Source organism: Sphingobium yanoikuyae, from assembly GCF_013001025.1.
GTDB lineage: Bacteria > Pseudomonadota > Alphaproteobacteria > Sphingomonadales > Sphingomonadaceae > Sphingobium > Sphingobium yanoikuyae_A.
In genome coordinates, this window is sequence record NZ_CP053021.1 from 94,890 (window position 1) to 114,584 (window position 19,695).

The window sequence follows — 19,695 nt, forward strand, 5'->3', positions numbered from 1 at the left end:
GCAACTTTTGCAACGGTTGCCGCTTTGCGCTATTAGATCGACATCATGAAACATAATCTTGCCCAGGACCTTGAACAATGCGCCCTTCCCGCCGCGCTGGAGGCGATGGGTGAGCGCTGGTCCTTCCTGATCCTGCGCGGCGCCCTGTCGGGCATTCGCCATTTCGAGGAGTTCCAGTCGACGCTGGGCATCGCCCGCAACATCCTGGCCAACCGCCTCGCGCGGCTCGTCGAAAATGGCATCATGCTGCGCCAGCCGATGCAGTGCGACCGGCGCAAGGTCGAATATCGGCTGACCGAAAAGGGGCAGGAACTGGCCCCGGCGATGATTGCGCTGCGCCAGTGGGGCGAGAAATGGGGCAGCGCGCCGCCCTTCTGCCAAGTGCTGGCGGACAAGCGTGATGGCCTGCCGATCCGCGCGATCGCGATCCAGGCGCATGACGGCCGCACGCTGGACCTGAGCGATCTGGTCTGGCTGTGCCGCGACGAAGTGACCCCGATGGCGCAAGAGCCGGCTGCGGCGGCCTGATACCGGACGACGGGGCGGCTTCACCATGGCGCTGAAATCGCCTAGGCTGTCGGCAATGTCAGTCCATCCCCTGCAGCCCAAACCCTTTTTCGCGGACAAGAATCGCGCTTTCTGGAACCTCCAGTCGCTTGGCTGGGCCGGGGCCTTCCTGCTGCGCGGGTCGTCCACCATCGCCAATGGTCAGCCGCTGTCCAGCCTGATCCCGGTGCTGATCTCCACCGTCACCGGCTATTCGGCGACCTTGCTGATCGCGGTCGCCTTCCGCTTCCTGCAAAAACAGCGGCCGATCCTGACCTGGGGCGCGTCGATCGTCACCGTGGTCGCCGCCGCTGCGATGGTCGCCTTCATCGACGCCTGGGTCTTTTCGACCCAGAACAAGGGCAGCGAAACCGCCGGGTTGCAGCTGTTTCTGGGCGCCTTCTATCTGTCGATGACGCTGCTGGGCGCCTGGTCGGCGCTCTATTATGCGATCAACTTCTACCTGACGGTGGAGGAGCAGGCGGACCAGTTGCTGCATCTGGAGAATCAGGCGTCGAGCGCGCAGCTCGCCATGCTGCGCTACCAGCTCAATCCGCATTTCCTGTTCAACACGCTCAATTCCATCTCGACCCTGGTGCTGCTCAAGGAAACGACGCGCGCCAATGCGATGCTGTCGCGGCTGTCCTCCTTCCTGCGCTACACGCTGATCAACGAGCCGACCGCGCAGGTGACGATCGAGCAGGAGATCGAGACTCTGAAACTCTATCTGGAGATCGAGAAGATGCGCTTCGAGGACCGGCTGCGCCCGTCCTTCGACGTCCATCCCTCGGTAGCCCATGCACGCCTGCCGTCGCTGCTGCTGCAGCCGCTGGTGGAAAATGCGATCAAATATGCGGTCACGCCCAAGGAGGAAGGGGCGGAAATCTCGGTCTCGGCGCAACCCGCCGGTGAAAATGTCCGGATCGTCGTGTCGGACAGCGGGCCGGGATTGAACGATGGCGCAATGAAGCCACACATTCCGGTCAGCGAGGGGACGGGCGTCGGCCTGCCGAACATCCGGGACCGGTTAATTCAGGCCTTCGGGGAACGACAGCGGTTCGAAACGCGTTCCACGCAAAGCGGATTTTCGGTCATCATCGAAATTCCGCTTAACATGGATGAAACATCGAAAGTGGCCGCATGACCATCAGAACAATCCTCGTCGACGACGAAAGCCTGGCTATCCAAGGCCTTAAGCTCCGTCTGCAAGCGCATGAGGATGTCGAAATCATCGAGACCTGCACCAATGGCCGCGAAGCCATCCGTGCCATCAAGACGCATAAACCCGACCTTGTGTTCCTCGATATCCAGATGCCCGGCTTCGACGGCTTCTCCGTCGTCCAGGGGATGATGGAGGTCGAACCACCGTTGTTCATCTTCGTTACCGCCTATAGCGACCATGCGATCCGCGCCTTCGAGGCACAGGCGGTCGATTATCTGATGAAGCCGGTGGACGAAGGCCGCCTGGCCGATGCGCTCGACCGGGTGCGGCTGCGCCTGTCCGAGAAGAAGCAGGTTCAGGAAGCCGAAAAGCTGCGTGAGGTGCTGGCCGAAGTGGCGCCCGACGCGATGCACGACTTTGCCAATGGCGACGAGGATGCGCCGGCGTCGAACCGCTTCGAAAAGCTGATCAACATCAAGGATCGCGGGCAGATTTTCCGCGTCGACGTGGATTCGATCGAGCGGATCGACGCGGCGGGCGACTATATGTGCATCTATACCGCCGACAACTCGCTGATCCTGCGCGAGACGATGAAGGATCTGGAAAAGCGGCTCGACCCGCGCAATTTCCAGCGCGTCCATCGCTCGACCATCGTCAACCTGAGCCAGGTGCGTCAGGTGAAGCCCCATACCAACGGCGAATGCTTCCTGGTGCTGGAATCCGGCGCCCAGGTGAAGGTCAGCCGTTCCTACCGCGACGTCGTCGCGCGTTTCGTCCACTGACGAAACGGCGCCGGCCGCCCGTGCAGGGGCGGCCGGCCGTTTGGTGCGGGATGCCTGAACCGATCCCGGAGTCTGTTTGGAAAAATCGCGAAAGAGCGATTTTTCGGTACGGTACCAGCCCGCTCCCCCGCCCAACCACCCGACAGGATGACAGTGGATCGGGTGGTTGGGCGGGGGAGCGGGCTGGTACCACCATTTCTCAAATGCTATCTTCCTCAATCCATCGTCCGCACTGGACGGACGATCAATTCATTCACATCGACATCGTCGGGCTGTTCCACCGCATAGGCGATGGCGCGGGCGATCGCGTCGGGCGTCAGGGCGATGGCGCGGAAATCCTCCATCGCGGCGGCGGCGCCCGCTTCGGTGATGGTACTGGCCAGTTCGGATTCGACCACGCCGGGCGACACAATGGTGACGCGGATATCGTCATGCTCCATCCGCAGCCCGTCGGAAATGGCGCGCACCGCATATTTGGTCGCCGAATAGACGCCGCAGGTCGGCCAGACGCGATAGCCGCCGATCGACGCGATATTGACGAAATGGCCGCTGCCCTGGGCCTTGAAGCGGGGCAGGGCGGCGGCGATGCCGTGCAGCACGCCGCGGATGTTGACGTCGATCATCCGGTCCCATTCCTCGACCTTCAAGCTGTCGAAGCGCGACAGCGGCATCAGCCCGGCATTGCTGACCAGCACGTCGATGCGGCCAAATTCGGCCTGCGTCGCGGCAATGAACGCCTCGACATCGGCGCGGTCGGTGACGTCGAGCGCGCGGAAGGCGACCGTGCCGCCGGCAGCGTTCAGTTCGTCGGCAAGCGCGGCCAGCCGGTCGGTGCGGCGGGCGCCCAGCATCAGCTTCGCGCCGCGCGCCGCCAGCAGCCGCGCCGTGCCCTCGCCAATGCCGCTGCTGGCGCCGGTGATCGCGATGACCTTGTTCTCGATAGCCATGATTGAAGCTCCATCCTTGGGGCGGATCGACATCCGATCCGATGGAGCAGGAATGCGCCCGATTGCCCCCGGAGCGGTAGAATGGTCCTGCGCCATGATTGCACGATATTCCGAATGAATGATCGGGCGTGGTGGTTGGCGGGCTTATGGACTATCTAGATTGCCTGAAATTCCTGGAAGGCGGTGTGGGTGAGTCATGAACATCTGGGCGAGAAGATCGCCCGCCATATGGACGCGGACGGCATATGCGACACGCTGATCCCGCGCCTGACGCTGGTGCGCTGGTCGCAGCCGGGCGAACCGGTGCATATGCTCCAGCGCCCGGCGCTCTGCATCATCGCGCAGGGTGCCAAGCAGGTGATGATGGGCGACGCGGTCATAGCCTATGGGCCGGCCAGCTATCTGGTCGCTTCGCTCGACCTGCCGATCACCGGCACGGTGACGCAGGCGGATGCGGACAGCCCCTATCTCTGCTTCTGCCTCTATCTCGACCCGGCGATGCTGTCCGACATCGCGCTGGCTCTGCCGGCTGCTGCTGCGGCGGTGGAGGAGGGGCGGGCGCTCTCGCTCCATCCGATCACGCCCGAACTGCTGGACGCGGCGAGCCGGCTCACCGGCCTGCTCGGCCAGCCGGACAGTGCCGCCCTGCTGGCGCCATTGGTCGAGCGGGAATTGCTGCTGCGGTTGATGATGGGACCGAGCGGCGGGTTGCTGCGTGCGATTGCCAGTGGCGACAGCCGCACCGGCCAGATTGCGCGCGCGATCCGCTGGCTCAAGGCCCATTATCGCGAACCGTTCAGCGGCCCGGTGCTGGCCGATCTTGCCGGCATGAGCCTGTCGAGCTTCCACGATCATTTTCGCCGCGCGACGGCGATGACGCCGCTGCAATATCAAAAGCAGCTGCGGCTCCAGCAGGCACGGCAGATGATGCTGGCACAGCGGATCGATGCGGCCGAGGCCGGCTATCAGGTCGGCTATGACAGCCCGTCCCAGTTCAGCCGCGAATATCGCCGCCTGTTCGGCGCGCCACCGCAGCGCGACGTCGGCCGGTTGCGCGCCATGCCGAACCGGGCGCTGGCGATCTGAGGAATCGGGGGATTTCCCTTAGCGGAACACCCATTGCCGGTTGAGGCCGAACACCACGGCGGGGGTGAGGAAGATCATCGCCGGGATCGGCGACCATTCGGGCCAGCGCATATGGGTGACGCACAGATAGACCCACAGGGCGTTGAGCGCATAGCTGATCAGCGAGACGGCGACGAAGCGGAAGCCGCGCGCGGCATGGCCCGATTGGCTGCCATGGCCGCGGAAGGTGAAGGCATTGTGCAGCACATAGCCGATCGCCACCGCGCACAGATAGCCGATGCCGTTGGCGACCTGCGGGTGGAGGCCGACTGGTGCCGCCAGCGTCCAATAGATCGCCGCCTGGCAGGCGGTGATGAACAGGCCGCTGATGCCATAGCGCAATATCTGCCAGAACAGGGCCTGATGGGCCGGCGACAGTCGGTCGATGATTTTCATGGAGCCCCGTTGCGCTTTGGTGTGGAGCGTCTAATCCACCGGCCATGAATTTGCAAAGCTGGCCTGCTTTTCGCGCCCGCGCGTCCCATTGGTTCGCGATCCTCACCGCCTATGCCGATCGCCACTGGAAGTGGCTGACCTTCCTGATCTGGATCGCGATCTTGGTCGGCATGCTGGTCGACCGCTGGCCCGCGATCCACTGGCTGACGCTCAGCGATACGGACGACAATATCCGCTTCGTTCAGGTGAAGGACTGGCTGGCCGGGCAGGGCTGGTATGATTTGCGCCAATATCGGCTCGATCCGCCGGGCGGCGCCAATATCCACTGGTCGCGGCTGGTCGACATCCCGCTTGCCGGGCTGATGCTGTTCTTCCGCGCCTTTGTCGAACAGGATCTGGCCGACCGGCTGGCCTGCGCGATCGCGCCGCTGCTGCCGCTGTTCCTGCTGATGTTGAGCCTGGGATCGATCGCCCGGCGGCTGGCGGGCGATGCGGTCGGCGCGCGCTGGGCCTGGCTGTTCGCGGTGCTGGCGCCGCTCGCCGCGCAGATGGGCCTGGGCATGTTCGCGCCGATGCGGATCGATCATCATGGCTGGCAGCTGGCACTGGCGCTGACGATGATGGCGGGGCTTATCGATCGCAACTGGTTGCGCGGCGGCGTGGTGGCCGGCGTGTCGAGCGCCCTGTCGGTGGCGATCGGCATGGAGATGATCGTCTATCTCGCCGCCGGCGGTGCGCTGGTGGCGCTGCGCTGGGTGTTCCGCGATGGGCCCGGGCGGCGGATGCTGCCCTATGGCGTCAGCCTCGCGGGGGCGACCTCGCTCTGCTACGTCCTCTTCGCCAGCTACGACAATCGCCACATGGTGTGCGATGCCATCTCGCCCATCTGGGTCGCGGTGTTCGGCGCGGCCGGTGCGGGCATGGTGCTGCTCGGCCGCCTGCCGCTGCGGCTCTGGTGGCAGCGGCTGATCGCCGGCATCATCGTCGGCGGCGCGGTGGGCCTGTTCTTCCTGCTCAATTGGCCGCAATGCCTGACCCCCTATCAGATCTCGCCTGAGCTGCAGCAGCTCTGGCTCGCCAATATCCGGGAAGCCAAGCCGATCACCGCGCAGGCGCAGAGCCTGGTCGTGCCGCTGATGGCGCTGCCGGCGGTGGGCCTTCTCGGCCTGCTCTGGGCGCTATGGGAACTGCGGCGCGACAGCGACCGGCTCTGGGCCTTCGCGACGATCGGCCTGATGATGCTTTTCTCGACCGCCTTGCTCTTCTGGCAGCTGCGTGCGGGGCCGGCGGCGCAGTTGCTGGCGATCCCACCCGCTGCCTGGGCCGGATGGCGGCTGGTGACGGCGATCTTCACCGGATCGCGCCGGGTGCGCATCCTGGCCGGGATCGGCGCACTGCTGGTCGGCGCCATTGCCTGTGCCTATCCGCTCTATCCGCAGGTGATCGCGCTGTGGCAGCAGGCGACCGGCACCAAGCCCAAGCCATGGCGCCCGTCCGCCATTGCCCGCACCGACGCGATCAAGAAGGCCAATGGCCGCTGTCGCACCCTGCCGGCGCTGGAGGTGCTGGACCAGCTGCCGCCGGCGACCATCTTCACCATGGTCGATCTGGGGCCGCGCATCATCGCCACGACGCATCATAGCGCGGTGGCCGGCCCCTATCATCGCAATGGCGCGACGATCCTCGACATGCATCATGCCTATGACGGGCCGGCCGACGCCTTCCGTCCGATCGCGGCGAAGCATCATGCGACCTATTTGCTGGTCTGTCCCAATTTCCCCGAAGGGACCATCTATCAGTCGCGCAGCCCGCGCGGCTTCTACGCGGACCTGATGCGCGGCACGATTCCGGCCTGGTTGCAGCCGGTGACGCTCAAGACGGCGATGACGCTGCCCTACACGCTCTACAAGATTGATTATTCAGCGCCGGGCGGCAAAAAAGTCGCGCAGCAGCGCTGATCCCTCCGCCTCGGCCAGCCCGCCATAGATTTCCGGGCGGTGCAGGCATTGCGGCTGGGCAAAGAGGCGCGGTCCCTGTTCGACCGCGCCGCCCTTGGGGTCGGACACCGCATAATAGAGCCGGGCGACGCGCGCGTGGGAAATCGCGCCCGCGCACATTGGGCAGGGCTCCAGCGTCACCCACAGGTCGCAGCCGGTCAGGCGGAAGTCGCCAATCCGGGCGGCGGCGGCGCGAATCGCCACCATTTCGGCATGGGCAGTGGGGTCGTTGTCGCGGCGGTTGCGATTCTCGCCCTCGCCGATGATGACGCCATCGCGCGTGACCACGGCGCCGATCGGCACCTCGCCCGCTGCCTCTGCCGAGCGGGCCAGCGCAAAGGCGCGGCGCATGGGTTCGGGCAAGGGAAAGGGCGAGGTCATGACCCCGCCTTAGTCTGAGAGGGAGAGCCGCACCAGCCTTCAGCGGAAGGCGCGGGACTCGGCTGAACCCCCACCCGGCCTCCCATTCCAGGATAGGCTGTTGGGCGGCCGGGTGGGGGTGCGGGCTGGTGCCGTCCATGCGCCAGGAGGCGCATCAAAATGCCGCGAATCGACTCAGGGCTTCTTCACGTCCACGGTCGGAACCTCGACCGTTTCGTTGCGGCTGCCCACTTCGACCTTGGCGACGCTCGCCTCATATTTGGGCAGGGCGCCCTGTTTTACGGAGACTTCGGGCAGTCGACCCTCCTGAGTCTTCTGCAGGTCGATGAATCCGGTTGCTATCCCGGCGCCGATGACGATAAGCGCGATCAGCAGCAATCCGCCGATGAAACGCATGGCACTCTCCTCTATTGAACGGGGGGATGAACGCGGGGCCCGGTGAAATGGTTGCGATAGTGCCACGAACCGAGCGGAAGGTTGACGGCGAGCGGGAATCCCGCTATCGGCGCCGCTTTCCGAACGAACCCGAATTTCAAAGGTTGATTGACTATGTCGCGCATTTGCGAGCTGACCGGTAAGGGTCGCCAGGTGGGTCACAATGTTTCCCACGCCAACAACAAGACCAAGCGCGTGTTCCTGCCGAACCTGCAGAACGTGTCGCTGATCTCCGAAACGCTGGAAACCACCGTCAAGCTGCGCGTGTCGACCCATGGTCTGCGCTCGGTCGAGCATAATGGCGGCCTCGACAACTGGCTGGTCAAGACCAGCGATGACAAGCTGTCGCTGAAGGCCCGTCGCCTGAAGCGCGACATCGTCAAGAAGCAGGCTGCCGCAGCCGCCTGATTCGCTTCGATTCGTTTCGGCATAAGAAGCGGCCTGGCAACAGGCCGCTTTTTTGCGTTTCTTGATATTCCCTGCGCCGCACCGGCCCGCAGCCCGACCCTGATCAATCCAATCGGAATTTCAGCAGCAACGTGCGCTGGAAGAATTCGTGATTGTCGTCGGATGCGACCCACAGGATCGTCCGGCCCTGTTCCCGGCTGAGCGCCAGTCCTTCGAAATTGTCGGCCAGCAGGGGCGGCGCCAGCCGAGCCAGCGTCCGGGCGCGCAGCTCCGTGTTCGGTGCGGGATTCTCAGGCAGATCGATCATCGCGATCGTCGCGGTGAACAGGTCCTGCAGGGTCAGGCGCCGGTTCAGCACCAGCAGGTGGCGATCGTCCAGCGCGACCATGTCGGTCGGGCGATAGCCCTGCGGCGCGACATAATGGAGGTGGATCGGATCGGCCGTGTCATGCTCGGCCGGATCGCCCGACCAGAGCAAGGTGTCATGATGGCCGTCGGCGGTCATGCCCATCTCGCCGATCGCGATGAAGCGGCCGTCGGGCAGGCGGGTGAAGGATTCGATCGATCCGGTCTTGGGCCAGGCGACGATTTCGGGCCAGGTCCGGCACGCCTCCACCCGCGCGAAGCCGGGGGAGTAGCGGCAGATCGCCTGCAACAGCTCGAACCCCACCCAATAGCGATCGCTGGCCGGATCATGGGTCATGGATTCCGAATCCCAGGACCACCAGGGCCGGTCCCTGTCCTGCGCCCGCACCGGCAGTGGCGCGATGAAGGGGCGGCGGCTTGCGCGGCCGGGGCCGACATGGAAGCCCATCAGCACGCCGGCATCGCTCAGCGCCAATATCTGGCCCGGCCCGTCGACCAACAGCGAGGATATGCTGCCAAAGCCCGGATTGTCGCTGCCAAGCTGCCAGCCGCCCAGATAGGTGAGCGTGCCGACCCGGCGGCGATCGGGATCGCTGCTGTCGAGCGGCACGGCGCGCGCCCTCACCAGCAAGGTGCCCGGTCGCACGGCGGCGGGCTTGGTGGACGGCGGGGCAGGCAGCAGCAGGATCGCAAGAGCGAGAACGATCAGGATTCGACGCATCGCGCTCTGCCATAGGGGAAATGTCGGCGGGACGCAGCAGGGGAGTGGCGAAGCGTTGCCAGCTTAACGGCGGCTGTCACCGCCATTCAGGCTCCACTCAACGCGAATCAGTCATAAGGGCATCAATCCTGGTGATCGGCCCGCCCGGTTCACTGCGGAAATGGCAATCTGAGGAGCAACGCCATGAAGATGAAGTATCTGATCAATCTGGGTGCTGCGCTCGCCATGGGCGCTGCCTCCCTCGCCGTCACCGCGACGCCCGCCATGGCGCGCGATGGCTGGGGCCGCGGCTATGAACGCGGCGACTATTACCGGGGTGATCGCGGCTATCGCGGTGACCGTGGCTATCGCGGTTATCGGGGCGACTATTATCGCGGCGACCGTGGCTATCGCGGCAATTATTATCGCAATGACTATCGCGGCTATCGTGGCGGCTATCGCTGCCGGGACAATGGCACGGGCGGCACCATCATCGGTGCGATCGCCGGTGGCCTGCTCGGTAACGAGGTTGGTCGGGGCAGCGGCCGCTATGGCCGGGGCGACGGCACCACGGGCGCCATCATCGGCGCGGGCGTCGGTGCGCTGGCTGGCCGCGCGATCGACCGCAACTGCTGAGCATCACCCCATCCGGTGACGATGAAGGGCCGTCCCCGTGAAGGGGGCGGCCTTCTTGCTATCGGGCGGCATTGCCCCCGGCCTGTCGCCGGTCGGCGCGGGCGGCCGCGACGGCGGCGGGGTTGAGCCCGGCCTCCTGCGGTGATGCTGCACCGGCGCGCGCATCCAACTGCGCCGCGGCGGCATTGAGCGCGCTGGCTTCGGCTGTGCTGACGCCACCGACGCCATCATCCTGGCCGGAATTGCAGGCGCCAAGCGCCAGCAGGAGCAGCAGGGTAGGTCGCTTGGTCAATTGCCGATCCTTTCGCGCATAAGAAAAGGGCCGCTCCCGTTTCCGGTGCGGCCCTTTCCCAAGAAACTCTTCCCGAAAGGGAAATTACATCGCGTTGGCGACGTTGTTGGTCGCGTTCGAAGCGGCGTTCGCAGCGTTGTCGGCAGCGTTCATCGCGGCGTTCATGGCGTTGTCGGCAGCGTTCGAAGCGTTCTCAGCAGCGTTGGCGGCGTTGTTGGCAGCGTTTTCGGCGGTGTGGCCACCGCAAGCAGCCAGACCCAGCGAAGCGGCGAGAACGAGCGAAAGAGCAATCGACTTGGACATGGGCAAACCCCTCTCAGAGAAAAAAAAGATGCAGACCACTCTCGGAGAAAAGCTCACCCCCCATTGCGCCTGCGCGCTGATTCGTAATGCTTTGGGCGAAGCAAGGCAATCCCATTCCTGAGCGGGAGGGCCTGATAAGGCGCGGTTTTTGTCGGAAGTGCCCGCAATGGACGGCCATTGACGCATATAAAGATTTCTTTATATGATTGCTGGATGAGTGGCGCCCTCGACATTTTCCGGTCTCTTGGAGACCCGACGCGGCTGCGCATCGTCCACCTGTTGCGGGCGATGGAACTGGCCGTGGGCGAAGTGGCGCAGGTGGTCGACCAGAGCCAGCCGCGCGTGTCGCGCCATATCCGCATTCTCGTGGAATCCGGCCTGGTCGAGCGGCGCAAGGAGGGCAATTGGGTCTTCCTGCGGCTGGGCCAGAAGGCGTCGGTCCAACCCTTCATCACCCTGTTCGACCAGTTGCAGCCGTCGGCCGCCGAAGCCGCATGGCAGAGCGCGGATCTCGCGCGCCTTGCCGCCGTGCGGGCCGAGCGTGCGCGCGCCGCCGAAGCCTATTTCGCCGAACATGCCGAGGAATGGGATGCGATCCGTTCGCTTCATGTCGCCGAAGCCGATGTGGAAGCGGCGATGCGCGCGATGCTGGACGGGCAGGCGATCGGCCATCTGCTCGATATCGGCACCGGCACCGGGCGGATGATCGAATTGTTCGGCCCCGCCGCCGATCAGGTGACGGCGCTTGATCGCAGCCCCGATATGTTGCGGCTGGCCCGCGCCAAGCTGCCCGAGGATGCGGGCGACAAATATGCGCTGCTGCTCGGCGATTTCGCCGCGCTGCCGATCGATCCCGCCAGCGTCGACACGGTGCTGCTGCATCAGGTGCTGCATTATGCCCAGGCGCCCGAGCAGGTGATCGCGCAGGCGGCGCAGGTGCTTCGCCCCGGCGGCCGGGTGCTGATCGTCGATTTCGCCGCCCATGAACGCGAGGAGCTGCGCGCCCGCGACCAGCATGCGCGCCTGGGCTTTTCCGATATGCAGATCGAAGGCTGGTTCGCGCAGGCGGGCCTGGAACTGGAACGGGTGGACATGCTGCCCGGCCAGGAACTGACGGTACAATTATGGCTTGGGCGCCAGCGCGGCGCCGACATCCTGCCCATCGAAGAACGGATTTCCGCATGACCCAGACTGACCGCGCCCGCCATGATGCCGAAGGGCCGCTCTATGCGGATCTGGCCGGCGACCTCAATGTGAGCTTCGAATTCTTCCCGCCCAAGACGGAGAAGATGGAGGAACAGCTCTGGTCGGCGATCGAGACGCTGACGCCGCTGGCGCCCAAATTCGTGTCGGTGACTTATGGCGCGGGCGGCTCGACCCGCGAGCGCACCCATAATACGGTCGCGCGCATCGCCAGGGAAACGCCGCTGGCCGCCGCCGCGCACCTGACCTGCGTCGCTGCCAGCAAGGCCGAGATCGACGAAGTGGCCGATGCCTATTGGGAAGCGGGCGTGCGCCATATCGTCGCGCTGCGCGGCGATCCGCCGGAGGCCGGCACCGCCTTCCAGCCCCACCCCGATGGTTACAAGGGCGCGGCCGAACTGGTCGAGGGGCTGCGCAAGCGCCATGATTTCGAGATTTCGGTCGCCGCCTATCCCGAAACCCATCCCGATGCGCTGAGCGCGCAGAGCGACATCGACAATTTGAAGCGCAAGATCGACGCCGGCGCGACCCGTGCGATCACCCAATTCTTCTTCGAGGCGGATACCTTCTTCCGCTTCCGCGACACGGTCGCCGCCGCCGGCATCGATGCGGACGTCATTCCCGGCATCATGCCGGTCAGCAATTTCGCCGCGGTCCAGCGCATGTCGGCGATGTGCAACACCGATGTCCCCGCCTGGATGGGCCGCCTGTTCGACGGGCTGGACCAGCATCCGGCCGCGCGCCAGCTCGTCTCCGCCACGCTGGCGGCCGAACTGTGCCGCAACCTCTATATGGGCGGCGTGCGCGACTTTCATTTCTATACGCTCAACCGGGCGGAACTAAGCTATGCGATCTGCCATCTGCTGGGTTTAAGGCCGGCAAGTGACGGCCTTAAACGCCCGCAGGTGACGGTGGACGCCTGATCTGAAACCATCCCCTCCGTTCGGTTCGAGCTTGTCGAGAACCGTATGCGCGAGGGTTCTCGACAAGCTCGAACCGAACGGGACGAGGGGATATGACGATGAACGCTGAACAGAAATTGCGCGCCCTGGCGGCGGAAAAGATCCTGATCTTCGACGGTGGCTATGGCACGTCGATCCAGAAGCACGGCCTGACCGAAGCCGATTATCGTGGGTCTCTGGATCTCGCCAAGGACCAGAAGGGCAATAACGACCTGCTCTGCCTGACCCGGCCGGACATCGTAGAGGGCATCCATACCGCCTATCTCGACAATGGCGCCGACATGATCGAGACCAACACGTTCAGCTCGACCAAGATCGCGATGGCCGATTATGGCTGTGAGCATCTGGTGTGGGACATCAATGTCGCGGCCGCCAAGATCGCCCGTGCCGCCTGCGAGAAGGCGACGGCCAAGGACGGCAAGCCCCGCTTCGTCTGCGGCTCGATCGGCCCGACCAACAAGACGCTGTCGATCTCGCCCGACGTCAACGATCCCGCCTATCGCGAGGTCGATTATGATACGCTCAAGGCCGATTATCGCGAACAGTGCGACGCGCTGATCGCTGGCGGCGTCGACTTCCTGCTGATCGAAACCTGCTTCGATACGTTGAACGCCAAGGCCGCCGGCATGGCCGCGCGCGAGGCGGAGGAAGCGGCAGGTCGCTCGGTGCCGGTGATGCTCAGCTTCACCATCACCGACATGTCGGGCCGGAACCTGTCGGGCCACACGATCAACGCCTTCTGGTATTCGCTGCGCCACCTGAAGCCGCTCACCATCGGCGTGAACTGCGCCTTCGGCGCCGACCTGCTGCGGCCTTATCTGGCCGAACTGTCGAAGAATGCCGACACGCTGATCCTGGCCTATCCCAATGCCGGCCTGCCCAATGAACTGGGCCAATATGACGAGCTGCCGGAAACCACCGCGAAGCTGATCCGTCAGTGGGTGGACGAAGGGCTGGTCAACATGGTCGGCGGCTGCTGCGGCACGACGCCCGCGCATATCGGCGCGGTGGCGAAGGCGCTCGACGGCCACAAGCCGCGCCAGGTGCCTGAACTGACGGTCGTGACCCGGCTCGCCGGCCTCGAACCGATGCATATCGCGGCGTAAAAGCACCCTCCGTTCGGTTCGAGCTTGTCGAGAACCGGGCGCGCAACGCTTCTCGACAGGCTCGAAGCGAACGGATTGATAGAATGACCACGCAGACCTCCACCGCCACCTTCGTCAATATCGGCGAGCGCACCAACGTCACCGGCTCCGCCAAGTTCAAGAAGCTGATCATGGCCGGCGACTATGCCGCAGCGATCGACATCGCCCGCGAGCAGGTCGAAAATGGCGCGCAGATCGTCGACGTGAACATGGACGAAGGCCTGCTCGACGCGGTCGAGGCGATGACCACTTTCCTCAAGCTCATGACGTCGGAACCGGACATCAGCCGCGTGCCGGTGATGATCGACAGTTCCAAATGGGAAGTCATCGAAGCGGGCTTGAAGTGCGTCTCCGGCAAGCCGGTGGTCAATTCGATCAGCATGAAGGAGGGCGAGGAAGCCTTCCTGCATCATGCGAAACTCTGCATGGCCTATGGCGCCGCCGTGGTGGTCATGGCCTTCGACGAGACCGGCCAGGCCGACACCCAGGCCCGCAAGGTCGAGATTTGCGAGCGCGCCTACAAGCTGCTGATGACCATCGGCTTCCCGCCGGAAGACATCATCTTCGATCCCAATATCTTCGCTGTGGCGACGGGAATCGAGGAGCATAATAATTACGGCGTCGACTTCATCGAAGCCTGCCGCGAGATCAAGAAGCGCTGCCCGCACGTCCATATCTCGGGCGGCCTGTCGAACTTCTCCTTCTCCTTCCGCGGCAACGAACCGGTGCGCCGGGCGATGCACTCGGTCTTCCTCTATCATGCCATCCCCGCCGGCCTCGACATGGCGATCGTCAATGCCGGGCAGCTCGACGTCTATGACGCAATCGACCCGGCGCTGCGCCAGGCGTGCGAGGATGTGCTGCTCAACAGCGATCCCGAAGCCGGAGACCGCCTTGTTGCTCTCGCGGAATCCTTCAAGGGCAAGGATGCCGCATCGGAAAAGGCCGCGCAGGAATGGCGCGGCTGGCCGGTCGCCAAGCGCCTCGAACATGCGCTGGTCAAGGGCATCGACATGTATGTCGTGGAAGACACCGAGGAATGCCGCCTCGCCGCCGAAAAGCCGATCCAGGTGATCGAAGGCCCGCTGATGGACGGCATGAACGTCGTCGGCGACCTGTTCGGCGCGGGCAAGATGTTCCTGCCCCAGGTGGTGAAGTCCGCCCGCGTCATGAAGAAGGCGGTGGCCCATCTGCTGCCCTATATCGAGGCGGCGAAGGAACCCGGCGCCAAGGGCAAGGGCAAGATCATCATGGCCACCGTGAAGGGCGACGTCCATGATATCGGCAAGAATATCGTCGGCGTCGTGCTCCAGTGCAACGGGTTCGAGGTGATCGACATGGGCGTGATGGTGCCCTGGCAGGACATCATCAAGGCCGCGAACGAGAATGACGCCGACATGATCGGCCTGTCCGGCCTTATCACCCCTTCGCTCGACGAGATGGTGACGGTGGCGGCTGAAATGCAGCGCGCCAACATGACCATGCCGCTGCTGATCGGCGGCGCGACCACCTCGCGCGTCCATACCGCGCTGCGCATCGACCCGGCCTTCACCGGCCCGGTCGTCCATGTGCTCGACGCCAGCCGCGCGGTCGGCGTCGCCACCGCCCTGGTGTCCGAAACGCAGAAGGCCGATTTCGTCAGCAAGACCAAGGCTGATTATGAGCATGTCCGCGTCGCCCGCGCGAACAAGGGGCAGAGCCAGCTCCTGTCGCTTGAGGACGCCCGCGCCAACGCCTTCGAAATGGACGAGAGCCTCAAGGCGCCGCGCCCGCTGCTGCCCGGCACCCACCACTTCCCCGACTGGGATCTGAAGGATCTGGTCAACTATATCGACTGGACCCCCTTCTTCCGCGCCTGGGAACTGGCCGGCAATTATCCCGCCATTCTGGAGGACGAGATTGTCGGTGAAAGCGCCCGCAGTCTCTTTGCCGACGCGCAGAAGATGCTCCAGAAGATCATCGACGAGAAATGGCTGACCGCGCGCGGCGTCGCGGGCCTGTGGCCCTGCCGTCGTCAGGGCGACGACATCATCGTCCATGTCGAGGACGAGAAGCACTACACCCTGCCGATGCTGCGCCAGCAGATCGCCAAGCGCGAAGGCCGGGCGAACATGTGCCTGGCCGACTTCATCAGCCATGATGGCGACTGGATGGGTGGCTTTGCCGTGTCGATCCACGGCATCGAGCCGCACCTCGCCCGCTTCAAGAATGCGATCGACGATTATTCGGATATTCTGCTGAAGGCCTTGGCCGACCGTCTGGCCGAAGCCTTTGCCGAGCGGCTGCACCATTATGTCCGCACTGCGCTCTGGGGCTATGCCGAGGGCGAGCAGCTGACCAACGAGGCGCTGATCAAGGAAGAATATCGCGGCATCCGCCCAGCCCCCGGCTATCCGGCCTGTCCGGAACATAGTTTGAAGCCCATCCTGTTCGAGATGCTGGACGCCCATCATGCGACCGGCGCGACGCTCACCGAAAGCTTCGCCATGCTGCCGACCGCGGCGGTCAGCGGCTTCTATTTCGGCCACCAGCAGGCCGAATATTTCGGCGTCGCCCGCGTCGGCCGCGACCAGCTGGAAGATTATGCCGCCCGCCGCGGCATCGACCTGGAAACCGCCGAACGCTATCTGCGCCCGAACCTGGACTGACGCCCGGCGCCTCCCTCCATCGGGGGTGGTCGCCTGCTTCCCCATGCCCGGCGGTGCCATGCGCGCCTCCGGGTAATTGCGGTCTTGCGCGCGGGGGGCGGTCGATGGCTAAGTGCCGCCGACGACAGGCATGGGGGCAGGATGGCACGGCATCTCGACGAGCGGACGTTGCGGGTGGTCGGCTGGATCGCGACCGTCACCGCCATCCTCATGTATGGTTCCTATCTGGACCAGATCCGGATGAACCTGGCCGGGGACAAGGGATCGGTGATCCAGCCGCTGGCGACCGTGCTCAATACCTGTCTGTGGGCGGCCTATGGCTGGCTGCACAAGGACAAGGATTGGCCGATCATCGTCGCCAATGTGCCCGGCATCATCCTGGGCGCGACCTGCCTCTACACCGCGCTTTAGGGCTGATCTTTACCCGGTTTGCTTGAAACTAAGTCGCAATTGCATTCATGTTGCAGATGCGTAATAGGCTGGGCTTTCGGATGGCAGCCCACGGAGCCCAGGTGACCAAGCGCATATTGTTCCAGATCCACTGGTTCCTGGGGATCACCGCCGGCCTGGTGCTGGCGCTGATGGGCGTGACCGGCGCGACCATGAGCTTCGAGGACGAGATCAGCGAGGCGCTGTCGCCGCGCCTCTATGCGCCCGGCGTGCCTTCCAAACCCGACCTGTCGCCCGACCAGTTGATCGCCAGGGTGCAGGCCGACAATCCGGGCTATTATATCGCGCGGCTGGACTGGGAAATGGCGCGCGACCAGTCGCACAGCGTGCGCCTGTCGTCGAGCGAAGGGCGCGGCCGCAAGCAGGGGCAGGTCGATCGGGCCACCGGCGCCTGGCTGGGCGCACCGGCGGGCGAAGGCTTTTTCCATCTGATGGACGATCTGCATCGCTGGCTGGCGCTGCCGGGTGGCGGCAATGGCATCGGCCGGCAGATCACCGCCTTCAGCGCGATTGCGCTGATCTTCTTCGCCTTGTCCGGCCTCTATCTGCGCTGGCCGCGGCAGGCGCTGGACTGGCGTGCCTGGCTGGTGCTGGACCTGCGCAAGACGGGGCGCAACCTGTGGCGCGCGTTGCATGTCGTGATCGGCACCTGGGTGCTGCTCTTCTATCTGCTGAGCGCGCTCACCGGCTTGTGGTGGAGCTATGACTGGTATCGGCAGGGGGTGATATACAGCCTGACCGGCAAGGCGCCGAGCGAGGAAGGCCGGCGGTCGGAAAAGCGCGACGGGATCGCGCCGCGGCCGTCGATCGACCCGGCCTGGACCGCCTTCCGTCGCGCCACCGGCAATGACTATATCTGGGTGCGCATCACCCAGCCGGCGCCGTCGCAGCCGATGAAGACGATCAGCTTCGACGCCCGGCCCGAAGGCGCGCGCCATCTGCGCCAGACCGACAAATATAGCTATGATCCGGCCAGCTATGCGCTGGAGAAGCGCGATCTCTATGATCGCCGGCCGCTGGGCGTGATCATCACCCAGAGCGTCTATGAACTGCACCGCGGCGCCTTTTTCGGGCTGCCCGGCCGGATCATCATGATGCTGACCAGCCTCACCATGCCGCTGTTCACGGTGACCGGCTTTCTGCTCTATCTCTCGCGCCGCAAGCGCAAGCAGGCGGCGCGGGCGCTGGCCGGCGATGTCGCGGCGGTTGTGGGTGGCGACATGGGCGGCGGCGACCTGCTGATCGCCTATGCCAGCCAGACCGGGACAGCCGAAATCCGTGCGCGCAATGCGGCGCAGGCGCTGGCCCATGGCGGGGTGCGGGCACAGGTGGTGCCGGTCGGCCGGCTGACCCGCGACATGCTGGCGGGGGCGCAGCGCATCCTGTTCGTCGTTTCGACCTATGGCGAGGGCGAGCCGCCGGACATGGCGCGCGGCTTTGCCAGCCGGCTGCTGCGTGGCGGGGCGATCGATCTTGGCCATCTCCATTATGGTGTGCTGGCGATCGGCGACCGGGAATATCCCGATTTCTGCGCCTTCGGCATCGCGGTCGACGGCTGGATGGCGGAAGCGGGCGCGCAGCCGCTCTTCCCGCTGATCGCCATGGGGCATGAGGATGAAGCGGCGGAGCGGGCCTGGCATGATGCGCTGCATGATCTGGGCGCGGGCGAGGGCGATCGGGGCCAGATGGTGATCCCGTTCACGCCGTGGCGACTGGTGGCGCGCCATGCGCTCAATCCCGACAGTCCGGCGCTCATCGCCTATCATCTGCAGTTCGAGCCGGTGGGCACGGATGTGCCCGAATGGCAGGCGGGCGATATCGTGGAACTGCACCCCTGCAACGCGCCCGAGGCGGTCGAGGCGCTGCTGGCCAGCCAGGCGCCCGAGGGCGACCTGATCGCGGTGCCGGCGGCGTTGCGGGCGGAACTGGCACGCGCGATGCTGCCCGACGCCGGAACCCCGCTCACCATGGCGGCAGCGCGGGCGCTGCGCCCGCTGCCGGCGCGCGAATATTCGGCGGCGTCGATCATGGCCGATGGCGTGCTGGACCTGGTGGTGCGGCAGGTGCGCGATGATGACGGGCGGCTGGGCATCGGTTCGGGCTGGCTGACCGCGCATATGGCGCCGGGCGAGACGACGATGATGCGGGTGCGGCCCAATCCGGGCTTCCGCACCGATCCGGCGGCGCGCGGCGCGATGATCCTGATCGGCAATGGCACCGGCATTGCCGGGCTGCGCGCCCATCTGCGCGCCGCCGCCCATGACGGGATGGGCGGCCACTGGCTGCTGTTCGGCGAGCGCAGCCGGGCGCATGAGCGCTATTTCGATGCGGAACTGTCGGCCTGGCTGGCGGACGGCACGCTGGCACGGCTGGACCGCAGCTTCTCGCGCGATGCGGATTGCGGCCGCTATGTCCAGCATCTGCTGGCGGACGCGGGCGCGGAACTGCGCGAACGGATCGGCCAGGGCGCGACCATCCTGGTCTGCGGCAGCCTGGAAGGCATGGCGCAGAGCGTCCATCAGGCGCTGATCGCGATCCTGGGCGAGGCGATGCTCAATGACTTGGCCGAGGCCGGCCGCTACAAGCGCGACGTTTATTAAGGGCGGATTGGCGAAGTCTGGGCGGTTTGGAAACAAGTTGAGGCGGACCTTGCTTCCTCTCCTCCCTTTCAAAGAGGGGCTATGCCTCGTTCGCTCCCCTGACGCCGTCCGCTGGGCCGATCGGTGCCCGACGGTCCCGTTAGCGGTCGGTCCGCACCTGGGCGGAAAAGCTGCCCGGCAAGAAGCGACCAGGGGAGGATGGTCTGGAAGC

Annotated in this window: 20 protein-coding genes; 13 read left to right on the forward strand and 7 right to left on the reverse strand. The window is 65.1% G+C overall.

All coding sequences use genetic code 11. The annotated features are described in order from the left end of the window. The first annotated feature begins 45 nt into the window (after positions 1–45). From HH800_RS00500 to HH800_RS00510, 3 genes are read left to right on the forward strand one after another with little or no spacing between them, the layout of a single operon-like run. On the forward strand, positions 46–528 hold the full coding sequence (locus tag HH800_RS00500) for a winged helix-turn-helix transcriptional regulator (protein ID WP_010336740.1): 483 nt from the start codon (positions 46–48) through the stop codon (positions 526–528). A gap of 55 nt (positions 529–583) precedes the next feature. Further along, a complete protein-coding gene (locus HH800_RS00505; RefSeq protein WP_004210476.1) occupies positions 584–1,690 on the forward strand; it encodes a sensor histidine kinase in 1,107 nt (368 codons plus the stop codon). Beyond that, positions 1,687–2,490 carry a LytR/AlgR family response regulator transcription factor gene (locus tag HH800_RS00510; protein ID WP_004210477.1) on the forward strand — a complete coding sequence of 268 codons (804 nt, stop codon included), beginning with the start codon at positions 1,687–1,689 and terminating at the stop codon, positions 2,488–2,490. Before HH800_RS00505 ends, HH800_RS00510 begins: the two co-directional genes overlap by 4 nt. A gap of 215 nt (positions 2,491–2,705) precedes the next feature. On the opposite strand, the gene HH800_RS00515 is transcribed toward HH800_RS00510, so the two are convergent. After that, positions 2,706–3,437, reverse strand: a complete 732-nt coding sequence (locus HH800_RS00515; RefSeq protein ID WP_169859821.1) for an SDR family oxidoreductase — start codon at positions 3,435–3,437, stop codon at positions 2,706–2,708. Positions 3,438–3,626: 189 nt separating this feature from the next. Here HH800_RS00515 and HH800_RS00520 point away from each other — a divergent pair, with 189 nt between their 5' ends. Beyond that, complete coding sequence (locus HH800_RS00520; RefSeq protein WP_097385482.1) at positions 3,627–4,523, forward strand: AraC family transcriptional regulator; 897 nt, start codon at positions 3,627–3,629, stop codon at positions 4,521–4,523. 18 nt (positions 4,524–4,541) lie between these two features. On the opposite strand, the gene HH800_RS00525 is transcribed toward HH800_RS00520, so the two are convergent. Next, on the reverse strand, positions 4,542–4,958 hold the full coding sequence (locus HH800_RS00525) for a GtrA family protein (RefSeq protein WP_048938366.1): 417 nt from the start codon (positions 4,956–4,958) through the stop codon (positions 4,542–4,544). A gap of 44 nt (positions 4,959–5,002) precedes the next feature. On the opposite strand from HH800_RS00525, the gene HH800_RS00530 reads away from it, so the two are divergent. Further along, positions 5,003–6,916 carry a hypothetical protein gene (locus tag HH800_RS00530; RefSeq protein WP_169859822.1) on the forward strand — a complete coding sequence of 638 codons (1,914 nt, stop codon included), beginning with the start codon at positions 5,003–5,005 and terminating at the stop codon, positions 6,914–6,916. Here the strand turns inward: HH800_RS00530 and HH800_RS00535 are convergent. Together HH800_RS00535 and HH800_RS00540 are read right to left on the reverse strand one after the other, a co-directional pair. Continuing rightward, a complete protein-coding gene (locus tag HH800_RS00535; RefSeq protein WP_169859824.1) occupies positions 6,878–7,336 on the reverse strand; it encodes a nucleoside deaminase in 459 nt (152 codons plus the stop codon). The two genes, HH800_RS00530 and HH800_RS00535, sit on opposite strands and share 39 nt — an antisense overlap. Positions 7,337–7,510: 174 nt before the next feature. Then, a complete protein-coding gene (locus tag HH800_RS00540) occupies positions 7,511–7,732 on the reverse strand; it encodes a hypothetical protein (protein ID WP_004210483.1) in 222 nt (73 codons plus the stop codon). Positions 7,733–7,885: 153 nt separating this feature from the next. Here HH800_RS00540 and rpmB point away from each other — a divergent pair, with 153 nt between their 5' ends. Beyond that, entirely contained in the window at positions 7,886–8,179 is a 294-nt protein-coding gene (rpmB, locus tag HH800_RS00545; RefSeq protein ID WP_004210484.1) for a 50S ribosomal protein L28, read from the forward strand. A gap of 103 nt (positions 8,180–8,282) precedes the next feature. Here the strand turns inward: rpmB and HH800_RS00550 are convergent, their stop codons facing one another. Beyond that, entirely contained in the window at positions 8,283–9,266 is a 984-nt protein-coding gene (locus HH800_RS00550; RefSeq protein ID WP_169859826.1) for an esterase-like activity of phytase family protein, read from the reverse strand. 183 nt (positions 9,267–9,449) lie between these two features. Here HH800_RS00550 and HH800_RS00555 point away from each other — a divergent pair, with 183 nt between their 5' ends. Then, on the forward strand, positions 9,450–9,881 hold the full coding sequence (locus HH800_RS00555; protein WP_169859828.1) for a glycine zipper 2TM domain-containing protein: 432 nt from the start codon (positions 9,450–9,452) through the stop codon (positions 9,879–9,881). Positions 9,882–9,939: 58 nt separating this feature from the next. Here HH800_RS00555 and HH800_RS00560 read toward each other — a convergent pair whose 3' ends face one another. Beyond that, positions 9,940–10,173, reverse strand: a complete 234-nt coding sequence (locus tag HH800_RS00560; protein WP_169859830.1) for a hypothetical protein — start codon at positions 10,171–10,173, stop codon at positions 9,940–9,942. Between the two features lie 84 nt (positions 10,174–10,257). Next, entirely contained in the window at positions 10,258–10,476 is a 219-nt protein-coding gene (locus tag HH800_RS00565) for a hypothetical protein (protein ID WP_004210488.1), read from the reverse strand. Positions 10,477–10,689: 213 nt separating this feature from the next. On the opposite strand from HH800_RS00565, the gene HH800_RS00570 reads away from it, so the two are divergent. From HH800_RS00570 to HH800_RS00595, 6 genes are all read left to right on the forward strand, one after another. Next, a complete protein-coding gene (locus HH800_RS00570; RefSeq protein ID WP_169859832.1) occupies positions 10,690–11,661 on the forward strand; it encodes an ArsR/SmtB family transcription factor in 972 nt (323 codons plus the stop codon). Then, positions 11,658–12,602 carry a methylenetetrahydrofolate reductase gene (metF, locus tag HH800_RS00575; RefSeq protein ID WP_169859834.1) on the forward strand — a complete coding sequence of 315 codons (945 nt, stop codon included), beginning with the start codon at positions 11,658–11,660 and terminating at the stop codon, positions 12,600–12,602. Before HH800_RS00570 ends, metF begins: the two co-directional genes overlap by 4 nt. Positions 12,603–12,700: 98 nt before the next feature. Next, positions 12,701–13,747, forward strand: coding sequence for a homocysteine S-methyltransferase family protein (locus tag HH800_RS00580; protein WP_097385483.1), 1,047 nt, complete (start codon positions 12,701–12,703; stop codon positions 13,745–13,747). Between the two features lie 83 nt (positions 13,748–13,830). Further along, positions 13,831–16,434, forward strand: coding sequence for a methionine synthase (metH, locus tag HH800_RS00585; RefSeq protein ID WP_169859835.1), 2,604 nt, complete (start codon positions 13,831–13,833; stop codon positions 16,432–16,434). A 141-nt stretch (positions 16,435–16,575) separates the two neighbouring features. Beyond that, positions 16,576–16,845, forward strand: coding sequence for a SemiSWEET family transporter (locus tag HH800_RS00590; RefSeq protein ID WP_004210495.1), 270 nt, complete (start codon positions 16,576–16,578; stop codon positions 16,843–16,845). Between the two features lie 80 nt (positions 16,846–16,925). After that, the gene (locus tag HH800_RS00595; RefSeq protein ID WP_235681983.1) at positions 16,926–19,484 is read left to right on the forward strand and encodes a PepSY domain-containing protein; all 2,559 of its coding nucleotides are present in this window, start codon (positions 16,926–16,928) and stop codon (positions 19,482–19,484) included. Positions 19,485–19,695: the final 211 nt, after the last annotated feature.

Bases quoted from the DNA above. Each gene is read 5' to 3' on its own strand.
- HH800_RS00500 (WP_010336740.1), top strand. From the start codon at position 46: ATGAAACATAATCTTGCCCAGGACCTTGAACAATGCGCCCTTCCCGCC.
- HH800_RS00505 (WP_004210476.1), top strand. From the start codon at position 584: ATGTCAGTCCATCCCCTGCAGCCCAAACCCTTTTTCGCGGACAAGAAT.
- HH800_RS00510 (WP_004210477.1), top strand. From the start codon at position 1,687: ATGACCATCAGAACAATCCTCGTCGACGACGAAAGCCTGGCTATCCAA.
- HH800_RS00515 (WP_169859821.1), bottom strand. From the start codon at position 3,437: ATGGCTATCGAGAACAAGGTCATCGCGATCACCGGCGCCAGCAGCGGC.
- HH800_RS00525 (WP_048938366.1), bottom strand. From the start codon at position 4,958: ATGAAAATCATCGACCGACTGTCGCCGGCCCATCAGGCCCTGTTCTGG.
- HH800_RS00530 (WP_169859822.1), top strand. From the start codon at position 5,003: ATGAATTTGCAAAGCTGGCCTGCTTTTCGCGCCCGCGCGTCCCATTGG.
- HH800_RS00535 (WP_169859824.1), bottom strand. From the start codon at position 7,336: ATGACCTCGCCCTTTCCCTTGCCCGAACCCATGCGCCGCGCCTTTGCG.
- HH800_RS00540 (WP_004210483.1), bottom strand. From the start codon at position 7,732: ATGCGTTTCATCGGCGGATTGCTGCTGATCGCGCTTATCGTCATCGGC.
- rpmB (WP_004210484.1), top strand. From the start codon at position 7,886: ATGTCGCGCATTTGCGAGCTGACCGGTAAGGGTCGCCAGGTGGGTCAC.
- HH800_RS00550 (WP_169859826.1), bottom strand. From the start codon at position 9,266: ATGCGTCGAATCCTGATCGTTCTCGCTCTTGCGATCCTGCTGCTGCCT.
- HH800_RS00555 (WP_169859828.1), top strand. From the start codon at position 9,450: ATGAAGATGAAGTATCTGATCAATCTGGGTGCTGCGCTCGCCATGGGC.
- HH800_RS00565 (WP_004210488.1), bottom strand. From the start codon at position 10,476: ATGTCCAAGTCGATTGCTCTTTCGCTCGTTCTCGCCGCTTCGCTGGGT.
- HH800_RS00570 (WP_169859832.1), top strand. From the start codon at position 10,690: ATGAGTGGCGCCCTCGACATTTTCCGGTCTCTTGGAGACCCGACGCGG.
- metF (WP_169859834.1), top strand. From the start codon at position 11,658: ATGACCCAGACTGACCGCGCCCGCCATGATGCCGAAGGGCCGCTCTAT.
- HH800_RS00580 (WP_097385483.1), top strand. From the start codon at position 12,701: ATGAACGCTGAACAGAAATTGCGCGCCCTGGCGGCGGAAAAGATCCTG.
- metH (WP_169859835.1), top strand. From the start codon at position 13,831: ATGACCACGCAGACCTCCACCGCCACCTTCGTCAATATCGGCGAGCGC.
- HH800_RS00590 (WP_004210495.1), top strand. From the start codon at position 16,576: ATGGCACGGCATCTCGACGAGCGGACGTTGCGGGTGGTCGGCTGGATC.
- HH800_RS00595 (WP_235681983.1), top strand. From the start codon at position 16,926: ATGGCAGCCCACGGAGCCCAGGTGACCAAGCGCATATTGTTCCAGATC.